Below are 17,274 nucleotides of genomic sequence, written 5' to 3'. Positions count from 1 at the left end.
ATGATAGCAGCTTAACAGTTTGTTTATTTGGAGAGTAAGATGACTGATGCGATTAACCGTTGTAGCGCGGATGAAACCGCAGCCTGCTGCTGTGTAGATGTGGGAACAGTATTGGATAATAAAGACTGTACTGCTTCGTATCAGCATGTTTTTGCTACACAAGGTGAAGCAGAAAACATGTTGAAAACACTCACAGAGAAAGCAAAATCTGTTGAGTCAGACCCTTGTGTAATAACCCATTCTATCAAGTCTGTAGAGGGTGGAGTTGAGCTGACGGCTGAGTTTAGTTTTAGCTGTGAAGCTGAAAGCCTGATTTTTCAATTAGGCCTTCGTTAATCAAACGATTGAATTTACTCTAATTTGCCTTTTATCACTAAAACGATGGTGTGATTAACGTTCAGTGGTAAAAGGCTTCCTTTATCTTTTCACTTTCTTCTATTGCAAATCGCTGTGTTTTTACTCTAAGTTGCGTACCTGCTCGCATTTTTTATTAATACCCATTGATAATTGTGAATTTTATGTTAACAATCATTACAGGTCAGACCTCTTTGTCCGCTTAGTGAGTTAGTTAACTATAATTTTCATTTTTGCTTTTAGCAGGAGCGACCATGAATCAATATCTCCACCATGGTGAAAATACAGATAAAACAAAAGAAAGGATCGCCATTGTCAGTGGTCTACGCTTGCCTTTTGCAAAACAATCTACGGCATATGCAGGAATTCCAGCCGTCGATTTAGGTAAAGCAGTCGTTGCTGAATTATTAGCCCGCAGTGATTTAGACAAAAACCTTATTGAGCAACTGGTATTTGGGCAAGTAGTACAAATGCCTGAAGCGCCGAATATTGCGCGGGAAATTGTTCTTGGAACAGGTATGAGTGTCTCAACAGATGCCTATAGTGTATCAAGAGCCTGTGCGACAAGTTTTCAAGCAATTGTTAACGTTGCTCAAAGTATGATGGTAGGTGATATTTCTATCGGTATTGCTGGCGGGGCCGATTCATCTTCTGTGCTTCCTATTGGCGTATCAAAAAAATTGGCCGAGACATTATTAGCATTAAGTAAAGCGAAGTCTGTTGGGCAAAAATTATCCCTGTTAACGAAATTACGCCTGAAGGATTTAGCGCCAGTCGCACCAGGCGTTGCGGAATATTCTACAGGGCTGCGTATGGGCGATACCGCAGAGCAAATGGCGAAAAGTTATCAAATTAGCCGAGCCCAGCAAGATGAACTCGCCCATCGTTCGCATATATTAGCGACAAAAGCGTGGGAAAATGGTGCTTTAAATAAAGAAGTTATGACTGCGTATATGCCTCCCTTTAAGCAAGCCTTTTCCCAAGATAACAATGTGCGTACAAACTCAGTATTATCATCTTATGCGAAATTAAAACCTGCCTTTGATCGTAAACACGGTAGTGTTACCGCCGCAAACAGTACTCCGCTGACCGATGGCGCCGCAGCAGTGTTGATGATGACAGAATCTCGTGCGAAATCGTTGGGTTATACACCGTTAGGCTACATTCGAAGCTATGCGTTTTCAGCGATAGACGTATGGGAAGATATGCTATTAGGACCTTCTTATGCCACACCACTCGCATTAAAACGTGCAGGGTTATCGTTGCAAGACTTATCCTTGATTGATATGCATGAGGCCTTTGCTGCGCAAACGCTCGCTAATTTACACATGTTTGGTAGCCGTAAATTCGCTCAGGAGAAACTGGGAATGGATAACGCAATTGGCGAAGTGGATATGGCTAAATTTAACGTCTTAGGTGGTTCTATCGCGTATGGGCACCCGTTTGCGGCTACAGGCGCACGAATGGTGACTCAAACCCTAAATGAATTGCGCAGACGGGGTGGTGGTTTTGGTTTAACAACAGCTTGTGCTGCGGGTGGTTTAGGTGCAGCAATGATCTTAGAGGTGGAATAATGGCTCAAAATTCTGCTACAGAAGTTGCGAGAGAAACAACACAACAAGCTTTTAGCTTAGAAATTTATGGTGAAAACGTGGGGGTGATCTTCATTGATGTTCCCAATGAAAAAGTCAATACATTAAAAGCTGAGTTTGCGGAGCAATTCCTTGCGATTTTACAGCAAGCGCAGTCTACCTCTGGCCTGAAAGGGTTAGTTATTACCTCAGGGAAAAAAGATAATTTTATTGCTGGTGCGGACATTAGCATGATCGCTGGCTGTGAAAATAAAGCCCAAGCCAGTGAGTTGTCAAAAGCAGGCCATGTATTATTTGATAAAATCGATAATTACCCCTTGCCTATTATTGCTGCGATACATGGTGCGTGTTTAGGGGGCGGGCTAGAGCTTGCTTTAGCATGTCATGCACGAGTTTGTTCAAATGATAATAAAACGAAATTAGGTTTACCCGAAGTACAATTGGGGTTGTTACCCGGTTCCGGAGGAACGCAGCGTTTACCTAGGTTGATCGGCATTCCACATGCATTGGATTTAATGCTGACAGGTCGTCAGTTAAAAGCCAAACAGGCGCTGAAATTAGGGTTGGTTGATGATGTGGTTCCTGAGTCTATTTTACTCGACGTTGCAGTTAAAATGGTGAAAAAAGGGGGCGTTCAGCGTCCTGCTATTCATTGGCAACAGCGCTTATTAAGTAGCAAATTACTTCGCAATAAAGTGTTCGATAGCGCCAAACAAAAAGCACTCAGCAAAACCAAAGGCCATTACCCCGCCCCTGAAAAAATTATTCATGTTGTGAAAACAGGAATGAATAAAGGGTTGCAAGCCGGTTATGCAGAAGAAGCGAAAGCCTTTGGTGAGCTTGTGATGACACCAGAGTCTGCTGCATTACGTAATTTATTTTTTGCGGTTACTGCGTTAAAAAATGAAACGGCTCACAAGCAACACCCTTGAAGATTAATCAAGTTGGTGTGCTTGGTGGCGGGTTGATGGGGGGCGGAATTGCTTATGTCACGGCTTTTCAAGGTAAATTACCCGTTCGTATTAAAGATATTTCAGACAAAGGTGTTACCCAAGCCTTGCGCTATAGCTGGGATCTGCTGACTCAGCGAGTTATCAAGCGGCGGTTATTAGCTCGAGAGCGTGCAGCCGTTATGGCTAGAGTATCAGGCACATTAAGTTATCAAGGTATTGAAAACGCTAATGTTATTATTGAGGCGGTATTTGAAGATTTAGCACTAAAACAAAAAATGGTTGCTGAAGTTGAAAAGATGTCGAAACAACAAGCCATTTTTGCCTCTAATACATCATCTTTACCTATTCACCAAATTGCACAGAATGCGACCCATCCTGAAAAAGTTATTGGCTTACACTATTTTAGTCCAGTGGATAAAATGCCGTTGGTTGAAGTCATCCCTCATCAACACACCGATGAAACAACGATTGCAACTGTTGTTGCTTTGGCAAAACGCCAAGGCAAAACAGCGATTGTTGTAGGGGATGATGCAGGTTTCTATGTAAATCGTATTTTAGCGCCATTCTTATGTGAAGCCGCCCAATGCCTTGTTGAAGGTGAATCAATAGAGCATATTGACCGTGCTTTAGTTGAATTTGGCTTCCCTGTCGGGCCTTTTAATCTATTAGACGAAGTCGGTATTGATGTAGGGACTAAAATTTTACCGATTTTAGTTGAGCGTTTTGGTGAGCGTTTTAAAGCCCCTGATTTACTCGATAAAGTCGTTAAAGATGACCGAAAAGGGAAGAAAAACGGCAAAGGTTTTTATGAATATGGTCATCACACAAATAAGTTGTGGTTTTGGAAAAAAGCCAATAAACGTCAAGTTGATAAAACCATTTATTCACTGATTGGCGTAGTTCCCAACAATACACTAACTAAAGCGGATATTGCACAGCGGTGCGTTATGATGATGCTTAATGAAGCTGCCCGTTGTCTTGATGAAAATATCATTAAAAGTGCGCGTGATGGGGATGTGGGGGCGGTATTTGGTATCGGTTTCCCGCCTTTCTTTGGTGGCCCATTCAGGTATATGGATAGCTTGGGGATTGCAAAAACCGTGGAAACCCTGAATAACCTCGCTGTGAGATATGGTGATAAATTCGAGCCTTGTGAATTGCTATGTAACATGGCAGAAAATAATCAAACCTTTTTTTCTGCAAATGCAGAAGATGAGGTTAACGCAACAAAACTAAGTAACGAACAATAATGGCATAGCAGGGTAGACTATTAGCCGATGGTTGTTTGATTCAATAAAACTAGTCAAGGCCTGATGCCAAATATATTCTTGGTTATCAGGCTTTTTTAAGTAAAGTTCGCATGATTAGAATAAATAATTATATTATCTTTAACTGATTGATAATAAATAGCAAACTTTAGCCCACAACATAGCCAGCTAAAGAAACATACATAAAAATCTACCCAAATCATTTTCTTTGTTGGTCATTTCATGCAGAATCACATTTCACCCCAACTGATGGTTACTTTTACAACAATTATCTTAACAACAAAAGAATAACCACCTTAATAAGGTCGGTTACTCAGATGGTGGATTATGCAAGTTTACATTATGCGTCACGGTGATGCAGCGATACAAGCGCCTAGCGATGCTGAGCGCCCATTGACTCAAAAGGGAAAAGACGACTCAGTATTAATGGCTCAATGGTTACAGAACCAAGGTATTAAGATTGATTCGGTGTTAGTAAGCCCTTATTTAAGAGCCGAACAAACTAGGCAGGTTGTGAGTCAATACCTTGATTTGCCAGCAAAGTCGGAAATTTTAGGGCAATTAACACCTGGAGGGAATGCCGCATTTGTGGCTGATCATATTCGAGATCTTGCTGTACTAGGTGCAAATGCAATATTAGTTGTATCTCATTTACCGCTGGTTGGTTATTTAGTATCGGAGCTGTGTCCACATAAAGAACCTCCGATGTTCACCACATCAACAGTTGCATGTGTTGATATTGATGTGGCTCATCAGAAAAGTCATTTCGAATGGATGTTGAGCCCATCACAATTGCTGTTTGCTAAATAATACAGAACAGTATGAGCGCTCAACGGCGAGCGCTCTCTGCAGTTTCAATAAGTAGTAATAAGGCAGCATTACCACCCCATTCTTTAGGTGCTTGGTGAAAAGCAATAATATCAGGATGTTGGGCAAGCCATAGTGGTGTTTGCTGCTTTAAAACATGCTTGCCATGGCCGTGCATAATGCAGGCACAATAGACATTTTCACGCTTACAGGCCGCAATAAGCGCGCCAATTTCTTGTTTTGCTTCCATTTGTGTTAAGCCATGTAAATCTAAAAATAGCTCGGGAACGTAGTCACCCCGACGAAGTTTCTTTAATTCATAAGGGTTGGCTTCTGGCCTTAAATAACGTGTAGGCCCTTCATTTTCAAGTTGAGGCTGGAATTCATCTGAAAAATAAAAAGAGGCGTCAACCTGTTCTTGCATGACTTTTTTATTTGATGCTTGTGTCACTTTGGCACGTACAGGTGCATGCAGGACTTGGTCCTGACGGATTTTTTTTGCTCCATTAATGGCTTCTTTGAAAAGACGAATATCTTCATCTTCTAGACCAAATTTTTTTTTCATAATTTTAGTAATGTATTTTTGTGATTAATTTTTCTGGTTGCTAGTGTAACTCATTTTTAATGAATGGTGATAATCGTAGATTGTTCGCGTGAAGTAACATATTTATAACCTTTTTGCAGGTAAGCATTGACAAAAGGGGACTTGCTAGTCTAATTGTATATACATATCTATACTATTTATTAATACAATGATTAAAACTGAATTCAATAACAATAGGAAAAACGATGGTATTCAAAACACACTCACAAGATATCGTTTGGCGTAATGGCCGTATTGCCACTATGGACCCAGAACTATCGGTCCCTTATGGACTTGTTGAACACCATGATTTAGTTGTCCGTGATAATAAAATAGTTGCAATTGTTCCTTCTCGGGAAGTTGAATTAAATGACTGCCAGGTTATTGATGTCAAAGGTAAATTAATAACGCCCGGATTAATTGATTGCCATACACATTTAGTTTTTGGCGGTGACCGTGCTTCTGAATGGGAACAGAGAATGAATGGGGTTTCTTATGAAACCATTAGTTCTCAAGGTGGTGGAATTAATTCTACTGTGCGTGAAACTCGCAAGATGAGCGAGAACGAATTGTTTGAACGAGCTAAACCAAGGCTCGAAGCATTAATTCGAGAAGGCGTGACAAGTATTGAAATGAAATCAGGTTATGGGCTTGACTATGAAAATGAAGAAAAACAATTACAAGTCGCGAAACAGTTATCTGCACAATATCCTATTTCAGTCAGTTCAACCCTGCTTTCCGCTCACACTGTCCCCGTTGAATATAAAGATAGACCTGATGAATACATTGATTTGATTTGCCAAAAAATCATGCCTGAATTATGGGAAAAAGGCCTGTTTGAGGCGGTAGATGTTTTCTGTGAAAGTGTAGGGTTTTCCCTTTCTCAAAGTGAAAAATTATTTTCAGCGGCTCAGAAATTAGGGATCCCAGTGAAAGGGCATGTGGAGCAGTTATCAAACTTAGGTGGGAGCGAGTTGGTTGCTCGTTACAAAGGTTTGTCAGTTGACCATATTGAATATCTAGACCTAGAAGGGATTAAAGCACTTAAAGCGAGTGGAACGGTTGCAGTTTTATTACCGGGAGCATTTTATTTTTTACGGGAAACCAAGTTACCGCCAATTGAGCTGTTGCGGGAACACAATGTTCCTATGGCAGTTTCAACGGATTTTAACCCGGGCACCAGTCCTTTTGCCTCATTACGTATTATTATGAATATGGCGGCCGTCCTATTTAAGCTGACACCGGAGGAGATATGGGCAGGCGTGACACGTAACGCTGCAAAGGCGTTAGGCCGTGAAAATAGCCATGGGCAATTGAAAACGGGCTTTGTTGCTGATTTTGTTGTGTGGAATGCGCAAGAGCCTGTCGAAATGATTTATGAACAAGGGAGTAATCCATTGTTCATTAGAGTGCATGAAGGCAAAATTACCCATCGAAACGGGTGATATATGTGACCCGCAGTTCTAGCTACGAAAATAACAATAATTAATAGTGGTAAATGATGTTGTTTGCCGCAATTTACCCTAAATATTTTCTGTTTTTTGTTTGTTTTTATTAAAATTACATCGTTTAATTATGTGAATGCTTAATAATTAAGCATGATGTTTTTATTCGCGACTGTCAGGATAAAAAATGTCCGATAGCACTAAGGTCGTGTTGTATGCTATCCAATGAATAGCATATTAATACTTAAGATTTTAATCATTAAATTGGAAATGACTGTGACAGCCGATAAAAAGGATAAACAGGGGGCACCGCTCCCACTCTATTTGCAAGTAAAACAATCGATAATTGAAAAGATCCATACGGCAGAGTGGAAGGCAAATGACCGTATTCCATCTGAGTCTGAGCTCGTGACACAGTTTCAATGTAGCCGGATGACCGCTAACCGAGCACTACGTGAATTAACGGCTGAAGGGTTATTGGTTCGCTTGCAAGGTGTGGGAACGTTTGTGGCTGAGCCAAAGGGGCAATCCGCACTATTTGAAATACACAGTATTGAAGCCGAAATACTGGCAAGAAACCATAAATACAGTTGCAGGATCATTAAGCTCGAAGAAATACAAGCGTCTCCAGCGCTCGCAAATGAATTAAATATCAGCCCAGATAGCGCCGTGTTTCATTCTATTATTGTACATTTAGAAAATGATGTCCCTGTACAAATTGAAGACAGATATGTCAATGCTTTAGCAGCACCTGACTATTTAAAGCAAAATTTTTCATCGATTACACCGCATGATTATTTGTCTCAAGTCGCTCCTTTAACACAAGGGGAGCATATTGTTGAGGCCGTAGAGGCAGATGAGCGCTCAGCGAGGTTATTGCAAATTACCACAGGCGCATCTTGTTTGTTAATTACAAGGCGTACTTGGTCCCAGTCTTTCACGGTGACAAGTACCAAACTATTGTTTCCTGGTCACCGCTATAAGCTTAAAGGTAGTTTCACGTCATAAGTTATTTCTCCACGTAAAAGTATGGGCGGAATGATATACAACATATTTTCCGCTTATCGTATCGAGTGATTTCCTTTCATACCCATTTCGTGTGAATTTATTGTGAATTAAATGTGATCCAACAAGCATATTTAGAATAAAAAACACACACAAAAATATCAGGTTCATTTTATATCCAATTGTTTTATTTGAATAAAAATATTTTTATATCATATTTTTTTAATCTTTATGTTAAAAGATTGATTGATCGTACATGTATATACAACTATATCTATAAGAACAATAAAAGGTAGCTAATGGACAGATAAAAGAGGGTATACAAGTGACAGCACTGAATAATAAATATCGAAATATCGAAATTAGGGCGCCGCGGGGAAACACATTAAATGCCAAAAGTTGGCTGACAGAAGCCCCATTACGCATGTTAATGAATAACCTTGATCCTGATGTTGCAGAAAATCCTCATGAATTAGTGGTCTATGGCGGTATCGGGCGTGCAGCACGTAATTGGCAATGCTATGACCAAATTGTTGAGTCCTTAAAACAACTCGAGAGTGATGAAACACTGCTGGTTCAGTCAGGTAAGCCCGTCGGTGTTTTCAAAACCCATGCAAATGCTCCACGTGTTTTAATTGCTAACTCAAATATAGTGCCACATTGGGCAAACTGGGAGCATTTCAATGAGTTGGATGCGAAAGGCCTCGCCATGTACGGGCAAATGACGGCAGGTAGCTGGATTTATATCGGTAGCCAAGGCATTGTTCAAGGAACGTATGAAACCTTTGTGGAAGCCGCTCGTCAGCACTTTAATGGTGATTTAACCGGGCGTTGGGTATTGACTGCAGGTTTGGGTGGAATGGGGGGAGCGCAACCTCTTGCTGCAACATTGGCTGGTGCATGCTCATTGAATATTGAGTGCCAGCAAAGCCGTATTGATTTCCGTTTAAGAACTCACTATGTGGATGAACAAGCGGTCGACCTTGATGATGCATTAGCGCGTCTTAAAAAATACACATCGGAAGGAAAAGCCATTTCTATTGCACTGTGTGCCAATGCCGCTGAAATTCTGCCTGAGCTTGTCAAACGTGGTGTAAAACCGGATATGGTGACCGATCAGACAAGTGCTCATGACCCGCTAAATGGTTATTTGCCAATTGGGATGAGCTGGGAAGAGTACCGTGAGCGCAGTGTCCAAGAGCCCCAAGCCACCGCGTTGGCAGCGAAAAAATCCATGGCTGAACATGTTAAAGCCATGTTAGCGTTCAAACAACAAGGCATTCCTACGTTTGATTATGGGAACAATATTCGCCAAATGGCGTTGGAAATGGGCGTAGAGAATGCGTTTGATTTCCCAGGTTTTGTGCCTGCTTATATTCGCCCGCTATTTTGCCGCGGTGTTGGCCCATTCCGCTGGGTCGCGTTATCAGGGGATCCTGAAGATATCTATAAAACCGATGCGAAAGTGAAAGAGCTGCTACCGGATGATAAGCATTTACATCGCTGGTTGGATATGGCTCGTGAACGTATTAGCTTCCAAGGCTTGCCAGCACGTATTTGTTGGGTAGGGCTTGGGGATCGCGCTAAATTAGGTTTAGCATTCAATGAGATGGTAAGAAGCGGTGAGGTTTCGGCCCCGATTGTTATTGGTCGTGACCACCTAGATTCAGGTTCAGTGGCCAGCCCAAACCGTGAAACAGAATCCATGAAAGATGGCTCTGATGCCGTTTCAGACTGGCCATTACTCAATGCGTTATTAAATACAGCCAGCGGTGCGACGTGGGTGTCTTTACATCACGGTGGTGGCGTAGGCATGGGCTTTTCTCAGCACTCGGGGGTAGTGATCGTGTGTGATGGAACGGATGAAGCAGCAGAACGCATTGCCCGAGTGTTGCACAATGACCCGGCAACTGGTGTCATGCGCCATGCTGATGCTGGTTATGACATTGCTATCGCATGTGCGCAGGAAAAAAATCTTAATTTACCAATGATTAAAACACGTTAAGGAGTGCCATGATGACTAAGTTAACCATTCACCCAGGAAAAATGACACTCGAAGACCTCCGCATTGTTTTCCAACAAGCAGTAACAGTGGTACTGGATAAACGCGCTCACGCGGCTATTGAAAAAAGCGTTGCAACGGTCAATAAAATTATTGAAGAAGATAGAACCGCTTATGGTATCAATACAGGTTTTGGTTTGCTTGCCAATACCCGCATTGCGACTAAAGATTTGCAATCATTACAACGCTCTATCGTGATGTCTCACGCTGCGGGTGTTGGCGAGCCGTTAGATGACGACCTCGTACGTTTAATCATGGTGCTTAAAATTAATAGTTTAGCTCGTGGTTTCTCGGGTATTCGTCTTGAAGTCATTAATGCCTTGATTGCATTAGTGAATGCGCAAGTTTATCCATTTATTCCTGCGAAGGGCTCTGTGGGGGCTTCTGGCGACTTAGCGCCATTAGCACATATGAGTCTAATTCTGTTAGGGGAAGGGAAAGCACGCTATGAAGGCAAATGGATTTCAGCGAAAAAAGCGTTAGAAAAAGCAGGGTTAGCGCCACTAAAATTGGAAGCTAAAGAAGGTTTAGCCCTATTAAACGGCACGCAAACCTCCACGGCTTTTGCGTTGAAAGGGTTATTTGAAGCAGAAAAATTGCTGTTATCTGGCATTGTTTGTGGTGCGCTTAGTGTTGAAGCCACACTGGGCTCTCGTAAACCGTTCGATGCACGCGTGCAAGAGGTTCGAGGGCAAAAAGGGCAAATTGATGTTGCGGCGATGTTCCGTGATGTTTTATCACCGACCAGTGAGTTGGCGAAGTCCCATGAGAACTGCGTGAAAGTGCAAGACCCTTATTCACTACGTTGTCAGCCACAAGTGATGGGGGCTTGTTTAACCCAAATTCGCCAAGCCGCTGAAGTGATTTTAATTGAATCAAATGCAGTGTCGGATAACCCGCTAGTCTTTACCGATAATGGCGATATTATTTCAGGTGGTAACTTCCATGCAGAGCCTGTTGCTATGGCAGCCGATAATATTGCGCTTGCGTTAGCGGAAATCGGTGCGTTATCTGAACGCCGTATTGCATTATTGATGGATACCCACATGTCACAGTTGCCTCCTTTCTTAGTGAATAATGGGGGGGTTAACTCAGGTTTTATGATAGCTCAAGTCACCGCGGCTGCATTAGCCAGTGAAAACAAAGCATTAGCCCATCCTTCGAGTGTTGATAGCCTGCCGACATCAGCCAACCAAGAAGACCATGTCTCGATGGCGCCTGCCGCGGGTCGTCGTTTATGGGAAATGGCAAAGAATGTCACGGGTATTTTAGCCATTGAATGGCTTTCAGCGTGTCAGGGAATGGATTTCCGCGAAGGTTTGAAATCGAGTGAAACCTTGGAGAAAGCACGTAAAACATTACGTGACCAAGTGGCTTACTATGATAAAGACCGTTATTTTGCCCCTGATATTGAAGCGGCAATTAATTTAATTAACCAATATAAACTGTCCGCGCTTTTTAAGGACGGCACTGTTTTCCCTAACTAGTCTATCAAGCAAATAAAAGGTGGCCGGCAATGTACTGGCCGCCTGAAGTATTTATCTGCACGACAATAAAATAATACGAAGGATAAATCATGCAAAGCACATCACAACTTGCGCGAGGGCTTTCTGCGCGCCACATTCGATTTATGGCTTTAGGTTCTGCGATTGGTACAGGTTTGTTTTATGGTTCAGCGAAAGCAATAGAAACCGCTGGTCCCGCGGTATTACTCGCCTATATTATCGGCGGTGCCGCAGTGTTTATGGTTATGAGAGCGTTGGGTGAAATGGCGGTCCATCGGCCACTTGCGGGATCGTTCTCACAGTACGCCAGCCATTATTTAGGGCCGAGAGCCGGTTTTTTTGCGGGTTGGACCTATGTTTTTGAAATGCTTATTGTTTGCTTGGCGGACGTGACAGCATTTGGTGTTTATATGAAACTGTGGTTTCCGGAGGTTGCGCAGTGGATCTGGGTGTTGAGCATTATTTTCTTTATTGGTGCAATAAACCTATGCCACGTGAAAACTTTCGGCGAAATGGAGTTTTGGCTTTCAATCATTAAAGTTATTGCGATTATTGCAATGATTGTTGGTGGTGCAGCCATTATGATGTTTGGCTTTGGCCAAGCGGCAGACCATGCGGTTGGGGTATCAAACTTATTTATTCACGATGGGTTTATGCCAAATGGTATTGGTGGGGTGATTGCTTCCTTTGCCGTGGTGATGTTTGCGTTTGGGGGAATTGAAGTTATTGGTATTACCGCGAGTGAAGCGAAAAACCCGGAAACCACTATCCCAAGAGCGATTAATGCCGTGCCAATTCGCATCTTACTGTTTTATGTCCTGACCTTATTTGTCTTAATGTGCATTTACCCGTGGAACCAAATTGGGCAGCAAGGTAGCCCATTTGTGCAAATTTTCGATAGCTTAGGTATTCAATCTGCAGCGAATATCTTAAATATTGTGGTGATCACGGCGGCAATTTCGGCGATTAACAGTGATATATTTGGTGCTGGGCGTATGATGTATGGCATGGCACATGAAGGACAAGCGCCAAAAGCCTTTACCAAGCTGACAAAAAATGGTGTGCCTTGGATGACGGTATTAGTCATGGTTGCGGTGCTGTTAGTCGGAGTGGTATTGAATTATGTCATTCCTGATGATGTGTTTGTAGTGATTGCGTCAATTGCAACATTTGCCACCATTTGGGTATGGTTGATGATTTTGCTGTCACAGTTTGCAATGCGTAAAAAAATGTCACCAGAAGAAATTAGCCAACTAAAATTCCCTGTGCCTATGTGGCCTGTCGCACCTATTCTAGCCATCGCATTTATGGTATTTGTTTTTGGTGTACTGGGGTATTTTGAATCAACACGAATTGCACTCTATGTCGGAATTGTTTGGTTAGTATTACTGGCTATCGCCTATGCACTTTGGGTCAAAAAACCTACGAAAGAGGCGGAAGTCGTGCTGCAAAACGAAAGCTAATATTGTTACTTTCTTACTGAGCTTGTTATTTTTCTCACGCCCTTTAGCTAAAATAAAGGGCGTTTTTACATCACCGCATTCATTAATAAGCGCGATAACCAGACTTTTTGGGCAAATTTTATTATATTAATCTGCTGATTTGTCTTTCACTTCGTGGCAAACTTTAACTATTCATATATTCCCTTTCAAAATACAGGCTGGAGAACCCCTTCTTGGAAAAGATTTTCGTTGATGAAGCCGTTGCAGAACTTCATACCATTCAAGATATTTTGCGTTGGACGATGAGCCGCTTTAATGCGGCTAATGTGTACTATGGCCACGGTACAGATAACCCATGGGATGAGGCGCTACAACTGGTGTTACCAACACTTTACTTGCCTCTAGACCTGCCCGATGAGCTGTTAACATCCCGCTTAACGCCAACAGAGCGTCACCGTATTATTGAGCGTGTTTTACGCCGTATCAATGAGCGTATTCCAGTTGCATACCTGACAAATCGTTCATGGTTCTGTGGTCATGAATTTTATGTCGATGAACGTGTGCTTATCCCTCGCTCGCCAATTGGTGAATTAATCAATAACCACTTCGTTGGCTTAGTGGCAGATGAACCGCAAACCATTCTTGATTTATGTACCGGAAGTGGTTGTATTGCGATTGCTTGTGCTTATGAGTTCCCTGATGCAGAAGTTGATGCGGTTGATATTTCAAGTGATGTGCTGGCGGTGGCTGAACAAAATATTGCCAATCATGGTTTAGAACACCGTGTGATACCGATTCGTTCTGACTTATTCCGTGATATGCCAGAGGTTAAATATGACCTGATCGTGACGAACCCACCGTATGTTGATGCGGAAGATATGGACGATTTACCCGAAGAGTTTCGTGTCGAGCCTGAATTAGCACTGGCTGCTGGAAGTGATGGTTTGAAACTGGTACGCCGTATTTTAGCGAATGCCCCGCGTTTTCTGACGGAAGAAGGGGTGTTAGTGTGCGAAGTGGGTAACAGTATGGTTCATTTAATTGAACAATACCCTGAAATTCCATTTATTTGGCTGGACTTCGAATACGGCGGTGATGGTGTGTTTATGTTAACACGTGAACAACTTGTTGAGCACCACGCACATTTTGAGCTTTATATCGATTAATCAACAGTTGCGTGATGTTCCAAGATCATGTAATCAATAATAACGACACAACGATATAATAACTAACAACCAAAATTCTTGGTAAAACAAGAATGGCTTAGAATAGGAAACTCCGATGGCAGGAAATTCAATTGGGCAGCTGTTTCGTGTGACCACATTTGGGGAATCACACGGGGTTGCATTAGGTTGCATCGTCGATGGGGTTCCCCCAGGCTTAGCACTAACAGAAGCAGATTTACAAAAAGATTTAGACCGTCGCCGTCCAGGAACATCACGTTATACGACTGCGCGTCGTGAACCTGACCAAGTAAAGATTTTATCGGGTGTATTTAATGGGGTAACAACCGGAACCAGTATCGGTTTATTGATTGAAAATACTGACCAGCGTTCGCAAGATTATGGTGCAATCAAAGACGTGTTTAGGCCGGGCCATGCGGATTACACTTACGAACAAAAATACGGCCAGCGTGATTACCGTGGTGGTGGCCGCTCATCAGCACGTGAAACGGCAATGCGTGTTGCGGCAGGCGCGATTGCGAAAAAATATTTACAAGAAAAGCTCGGTGTGCAAATTCATGGCTGCTTAACGCAAATGGGCTCCGTCGCTTGTGAAATTAAAGACTGGTCAATTGTCGAAGAGAACCCATTTTTCTGTCCAGATCCAAGCAAATTAGAGGCTCTTGACGAACTATTGCGTGGTTTAAAGAAAGAGGGGGATTCGATTGGCGCGAAAATTACTGTCATTGCAGAGCATGTGCCTGCAGGCTTAGGTGAACCCGTATTTGACCGCTTAGATGCCGATCTCGCTCATGCATTAATGAGTATTAATGCAGTGAAAGGGGTGGAAATTGGTGATGGCTTCGGTGTTATTGCACTTAAAGGCAGCGAAAACCGTGATGAAATTACACGAAATGGTTTCACATCAAACCATGCAGGCGGTATTTTAGGCGGTATTAGCAGCAGTCAGCCTATCATTGCACATATTGCGTTAAAGCCGACATCCAGTATTACCGTTTCAGGTAAAACATTAAACCGTGATGGCGAGGAAGTGGAAATGATCACCAAAGGGCGTCATGACCCTTGTGTAGGCATTCGCGCGGTACCGATTGCGGAAGCAATGATGGCGATTGTTCTAATGGACCACTATTTACGTCATCGTGGCCAGTGTGCGGATGTAACGCCAGCAATGGAACCTTTTGAGTAATCGGTTTTACTGTGTTTTATGTAGTGACAACAGAGCGGCCTATAAGGTCGCTTTGTTGATGATGAAGGTTCGGATGAAGCCTCCTAAAAATACCTCATCTAGGTTGTGATATCACCAAACCTGACTGGCGATATATTCACATCAACATCATGATATTTCTTCTCTTTGGATAGTAAAATGGATTGGCTAACTGCCGTTGCACCTGAAGTTTATGCTTTACTCTTCTTTGTTGCGCTGTTTGCAGGGTTTATTGACTCCATCGCGGGTGGTGGTGGGTTATTAACGATCCCAGCCCTGTTATCTGTGGGGATAACACCTGTTGAAGCTTTAGCAACCAATAAGTTGCAAGCGGTTGGCGGTTCGTTTTCTTCAACGCTCTATTTTGTTAGGCGCAAAGCCATAGATTTACGAGCACAACTGTTTCCGTTCATTATGACCATGATTGGTGCCATGCTGGGTGCGATTGTCATTCAAATGATTGATACCGCGTTCTTAAAACAGCTATTACCCATCTTGGTGATTTGTGTCGGCTTATACTTTTTATTGACGCCATCAATTGGTGTACAAGACCGCCAACAGCGTATCAGTATGCCTTTCTTCGGGGTGGCAATTGGGATGACGCTGGGTTTTTATGATGGTGCCTTTGGTCCCGGAACCGGTTCATTTTTGGCATTGGGTTATGTTTTGTTGCTTGGTTATAATCTTGCCAAAGCTACCGCGCATGCGAAGTTACTTAATTTTGCCTCTAATTTTGGCTCTTTAGTGTTCTTTATTATCGGGGGTCATGTTCTTTGGGCCTTAGGTTTTGTTATGCTAATCGGCCAAATGGTTGGCGCTCGTTTAGGTGCGCGTTTGGTCTTAACTAAAGGACAAAAACTGATCAGGCCGATGATCGTGGTGATTTCGTTACTGATGAGTATTAAATTACTCCATGATAGCCATGGTGACGTGATTAAAGCTTGGTTTCTCTCATTATTTTAAGATGATTTAAATTATTCATGAGTACACATAATTATCAGGATCTAATCAATATCTTTGATGAATGTTTTGGTGTGACATATAACACCAAGCTGGTAAAAGGGGATGATGAACCCATTTATTTACCCGCAGATGAGGCAGTACCTTATCACCGGATCGTCTTTGCACACGGCTTTTTCACCAGTGCGCTGCATGAAATCTCACATTGGTGTATTGCTGGGGAGGCAAGACGTCAGCAAGTCGATTACGGTTATTGGTATTGCCCAGATGGGCGAGATGAAAAAACACAGTGTGAGTTTGAAGTGGTGGAAATCAAGCCCCAAGCGTTGGACTGGCTGTTTTGTGTTGCCGTTGGCATTCCATTTAATGTCAGTTGTGACAACTTAGAGGGGGATTTTGAGCCTGATCGTATTGCGTTTATGCGCAAAGTTCATGCACAAGTCATGCTTTATTTAGAAAATGGCATCCCTGAACGGCCATTACGCTTTATTAATGCGTTACAATTGTTTTACAATACGCCACCTCTTTGTGCAGAAGCTTTTCCTTATCCGGAAGATATTTTTGCCTAATGAACACACATTTAAGTAAGGATTAAGCATGCTTGCGGATTTAGAAACACGCATACTAACGAAAATTGATGATATGGTTGAACACGCGAGCGATGATGAACTCTTCGCTGGCGGCTATTTGCGTGGTCACTTAACCCTTGCTGTGGCTGAACTGGAAGAAGAAAACGAAACCAGTTCTGAAGCATTATATCAACGTGTCGAAGTCAGTATTCAAAATGCCATCAAAGCTGGCGAATTGACACCACCAGACCAAGTACTGGTTTTAGATATGTGGAAAAACTTATTAAATAACGCCATTTAATTTGTTGAGTTCTGCATGAAAAGCGGGGAAACCCGCTTTT

14 protein-coding genes and 1 pseudogene are annotated in these 17,274 nt (G+C 42.5%); 14 read left to right on the top strand and 1 reads right to left on the bottom strand.

Annotated features, from left to right (window positions below):
* Positions 1 to 39 precede the first annotated feature (39 nt).
* From M1F25_RS13655 to sixA, 4 genes and pseudogenes are all read left to right on the top strand, one after another.
* On the top strand, positions 40 to 336 hold the full coding sequence (locus M1F25_RS13655) for a YfcZ/YiiS family protein (protein ID WP_112307553.1): 297 nt from the start codon (positions 40 to 42) through the stop codon (positions 334 to 336).
* A gap of 272 nt (positions 337 to 608) precedes the next feature.
* Positions 609 to 1,928, top strand: coding sequence for an acetyl-CoA C-acyltransferase FadI (gene fadI, locus M1F25_RS13650; RefSeq protein ID WP_181488142.1), 1,320 nt, complete (start codon positions 609 to 611; stop codon positions 1,926 to 1,928).
* Positions 1,928 to 4,149 (top strand): annotated as a pseudogene (gene fadJ / locus M1F25_RS13645) (fatty acid oxidation complex subunit alpha FadJ). Before fadI ends, fadJ begins: the two are co-directional and overlap by 1 nt.
* A 345-nt stretch (positions 4,150 to 4,494) precedes the next feature.
* Complete coding sequence (gene sixA / locus M1F25_RS13640; RefSeq protein ID WP_181488140.1) at positions 4,495 to 4,977, top strand: phosphohistidine phosphatase SixA; 483 nt, start codon at positions 4,495 to 4,497, stop codon at positions 4,975 to 4,977.
* Between the two features lie 19 nt (positions 4,978 to 4,996).
* Here sixA and smrB read toward each other — a convergent pair whose 3' ends face one another.
* The gene (smrB, locus tag M1F25_RS13635) at positions 4,997 to 5,539 is read right to left on the bottom strand and encodes an endonuclease SmrB (RefSeq protein WP_004257192.1); all 543 of its coding nucleotides are present in this window, start codon (positions 5,537 to 5,539) and stop codon (positions 4,997 to 4,999) included.
* Positions 5,540 to 5,763: 224 nt separating this feature from the next.
* Here smrB and hutI point away from each other — a divergent pair, with 224 nt between their 5' ends.
* The 10 genes from hutI (at position 5,764) to M1F25_RS13585 (ending at position 17,234) form a co-directional block, all read left to right on the top strand.
* Entirely contained in the window at positions 5,764 to 7,002 is a 1,239-nt protein-coding gene (hutI, locus tag M1F25_RS13630; RefSeq protein ID WP_112307554.1) for an imidazolonepropionase, read from the top strand.
* Between the two features lie 270 nt (positions 7,003 to 7,272).
* Positions 7,273 to 8,010 carry a histidine utilization repressor gene (gene hutC, locus M1F25_RS13625; protein ID WP_036957971.1) on the top strand — a complete coding sequence of 246 codons (738 nt, stop codon included), beginning with the start codon at positions 7,273 to 7,275 and terminating at the stop codon, positions 8,008 to 8,010.
* Positions 8,011 to 8,332: 322 nt separating this feature from the next.
* Positions 8,333 to 10,012, top strand: coding sequence for a urocanate hydratase (gene hutU, locus M1F25_RS13620; RefSeq protein WP_004257198.1), 1,680 nt, complete (start codon positions 8,333 to 8,335; stop codon positions 10,010 to 10,012).
* A gap of 11 nt (positions 10,013 to 10,023) precedes the next feature.
* A complete protein-coding gene (gene hutH / locus M1F25_RS13615; RefSeq protein WP_112307555.1) occupies positions 10,024 to 11,556 on the top strand; it encodes a histidine ammonia-lyase in 1,533 nt (510 codons plus the stop codon).
* Between the two features lie 89 nt (positions 11,557 to 11,645).
* Positions 11,646 to 13,037, top strand: coding sequence for an amino acid permease (locus M1F25_RS13610; RefSeq protein ID WP_036957973.1), 1,392 nt, complete (start codon positions 11,646 to 11,648; stop codon positions 13,035 to 13,037).
* Between the two features lie 212 nt (positions 13,038 to 13,249).
* Positions 13,250 to 14,182 (top strand): 50S ribosomal protein L3 N(5)-glutamine methyltransferase, encoded by a 933-nt coding sequence (gene prmB, locus M1F25_RS13605; protein WP_004257202.1) that lies wholly within the window; start codon positions 13,250 to 13,252, stop codon positions 14,180 to 14,182.
* 115 nt (positions 14,183 to 14,297) lie between these two features.
* Positions 14,298 to 15,386, top strand: a complete 1,089-nt coding sequence (gene aroC / locus M1F25_RS13600; protein WP_004257206.1) for a chorismate synthase — start codon at positions 14,298 to 14,300, stop codon at positions 15,384 to 15,386.
* Between the two features lie 177 nt (positions 15,387 to 15,563).
* A complete protein-coding gene (locus M1F25_RS13595) occupies positions 15,564 to 16,367 on the top strand; it encodes a TSUP family transporter (RefSeq protein ID WP_004257209.1) in 804 nt (267 codons plus the stop codon).
* A 17-nt stretch (positions 16,368 to 16,384) separates the two neighbouring features.
* A complete protein-coding gene (locus tag M1F25_RS13590) occupies positions 16,385 to 16,933 on the top strand; it encodes an elongation factor P hydroxylase (protein ID WP_004257212.1) in 549 nt (182 codons plus the stop codon).
* Between the two features lie 28 nt (positions 16,934 to 16,961).
* Entirely contained in the window at positions 16,962 to 17,234 is a 273-nt protein-coding gene (locus tag M1F25_RS13585; protein ID WP_004257217.1) for a YfcL family protein, read from the top strand.
* Positions 17,235 to 17,274: the final 40 nt, after the last annotated feature.

Origin of the sequence: Providencia sp. PROV109 (assembly GCF_033681625.1) — a bacterium.
Classification (GTDB): domain Bacteria; phylum Pseudomonadota; class Gammaproteobacteria; order Enterobacterales; family Enterobacteriaceae; genus Providencia; species Providencia hangzhouensis.
Note: the sequence above shows the minus strand (reverse complement) of the source record. Positions and strands in the feature narration are given on the sequence as shown.

Excerpts from the sequence above, each read along its gene's own strand:
- M1F25_RS13655 (WP_112307553.1), top strand. The coding sequence starts at position 40 with ATGACTGATGCGATTAACCGTTGTAGCGCGGATGAAACCGCAGCCTGC.
- M1F25_RS13610 (WP_036957973.1), top strand. The coding sequence starts at position 11,646 with ATGCAAAGCACATCACAACTTGCGCGAGGGCTTTCTGCGCGCCACATT.
- hutH (WP_112307555.1), top strand. The coding sequence starts at position 10,024 with ATGACTAAGTTAACCATTCACCCAGGAAAAATGACACTCGAAGACCTC.
- M1F25_RS13595 (WP_004257209.1), top strand. The coding sequence starts at position 15,564 with ATGGATTGGCTAACTGCCGTTGCACCTGAAGTTTATGCTTTACTCTTC.
- hutI (WP_112307554.1), top strand. The coding sequence starts at position 5,764 with ATGGTATTCAAAACACACTCACAAGATATCGTTTGGCGTAATGGCCGT.
- M1F25_RS13590 (WP_004257212.1), top strand. The coding sequence starts at position 16,385 with ATGAGTACACATAATTATCAGGATCTAATCAATATCTTTGATGAATGT.
- hutC (WP_036957971.1), top strand. The coding sequence starts at position 7,273 with ATGACTGTGACAGCCGATAAAAAGGATAAACAGGGGGCACCGCTCCCA.
- fadI (WP_181488142.1), top strand. The coding sequence starts at position 609 with ATGAATCAATATCTCCACCATGGTGAAAATACAGATAAAACAAAAGAA.
- M1F25_RS13585 (WP_004257217.1), top strand. The coding sequence starts at position 16,962 with ATGCTTGCGGATTTAGAAACACGCATACTAACGAAAATTGATGATATG.
- aroC (WP_004257206.1), top strand. The coding sequence starts at position 14,298 with ATGGCAGGAAATTCAATTGGGCAGCTGTTTCGTGTGACCACATTTGGG.
- sixA (WP_181488140.1), top strand. The coding sequence starts at position 4,495 with ATGCAAGTTTACATTATGCGTCACGGTGATGCAGCGATACAAGCGCCT.
- smrB (WP_004257192.1), bottom strand. The coding sequence starts at position 5,539 with ATGAAAAAAAAATTTGGTCTAGAAGATGAAGATATTCGTCTTTTCAAA.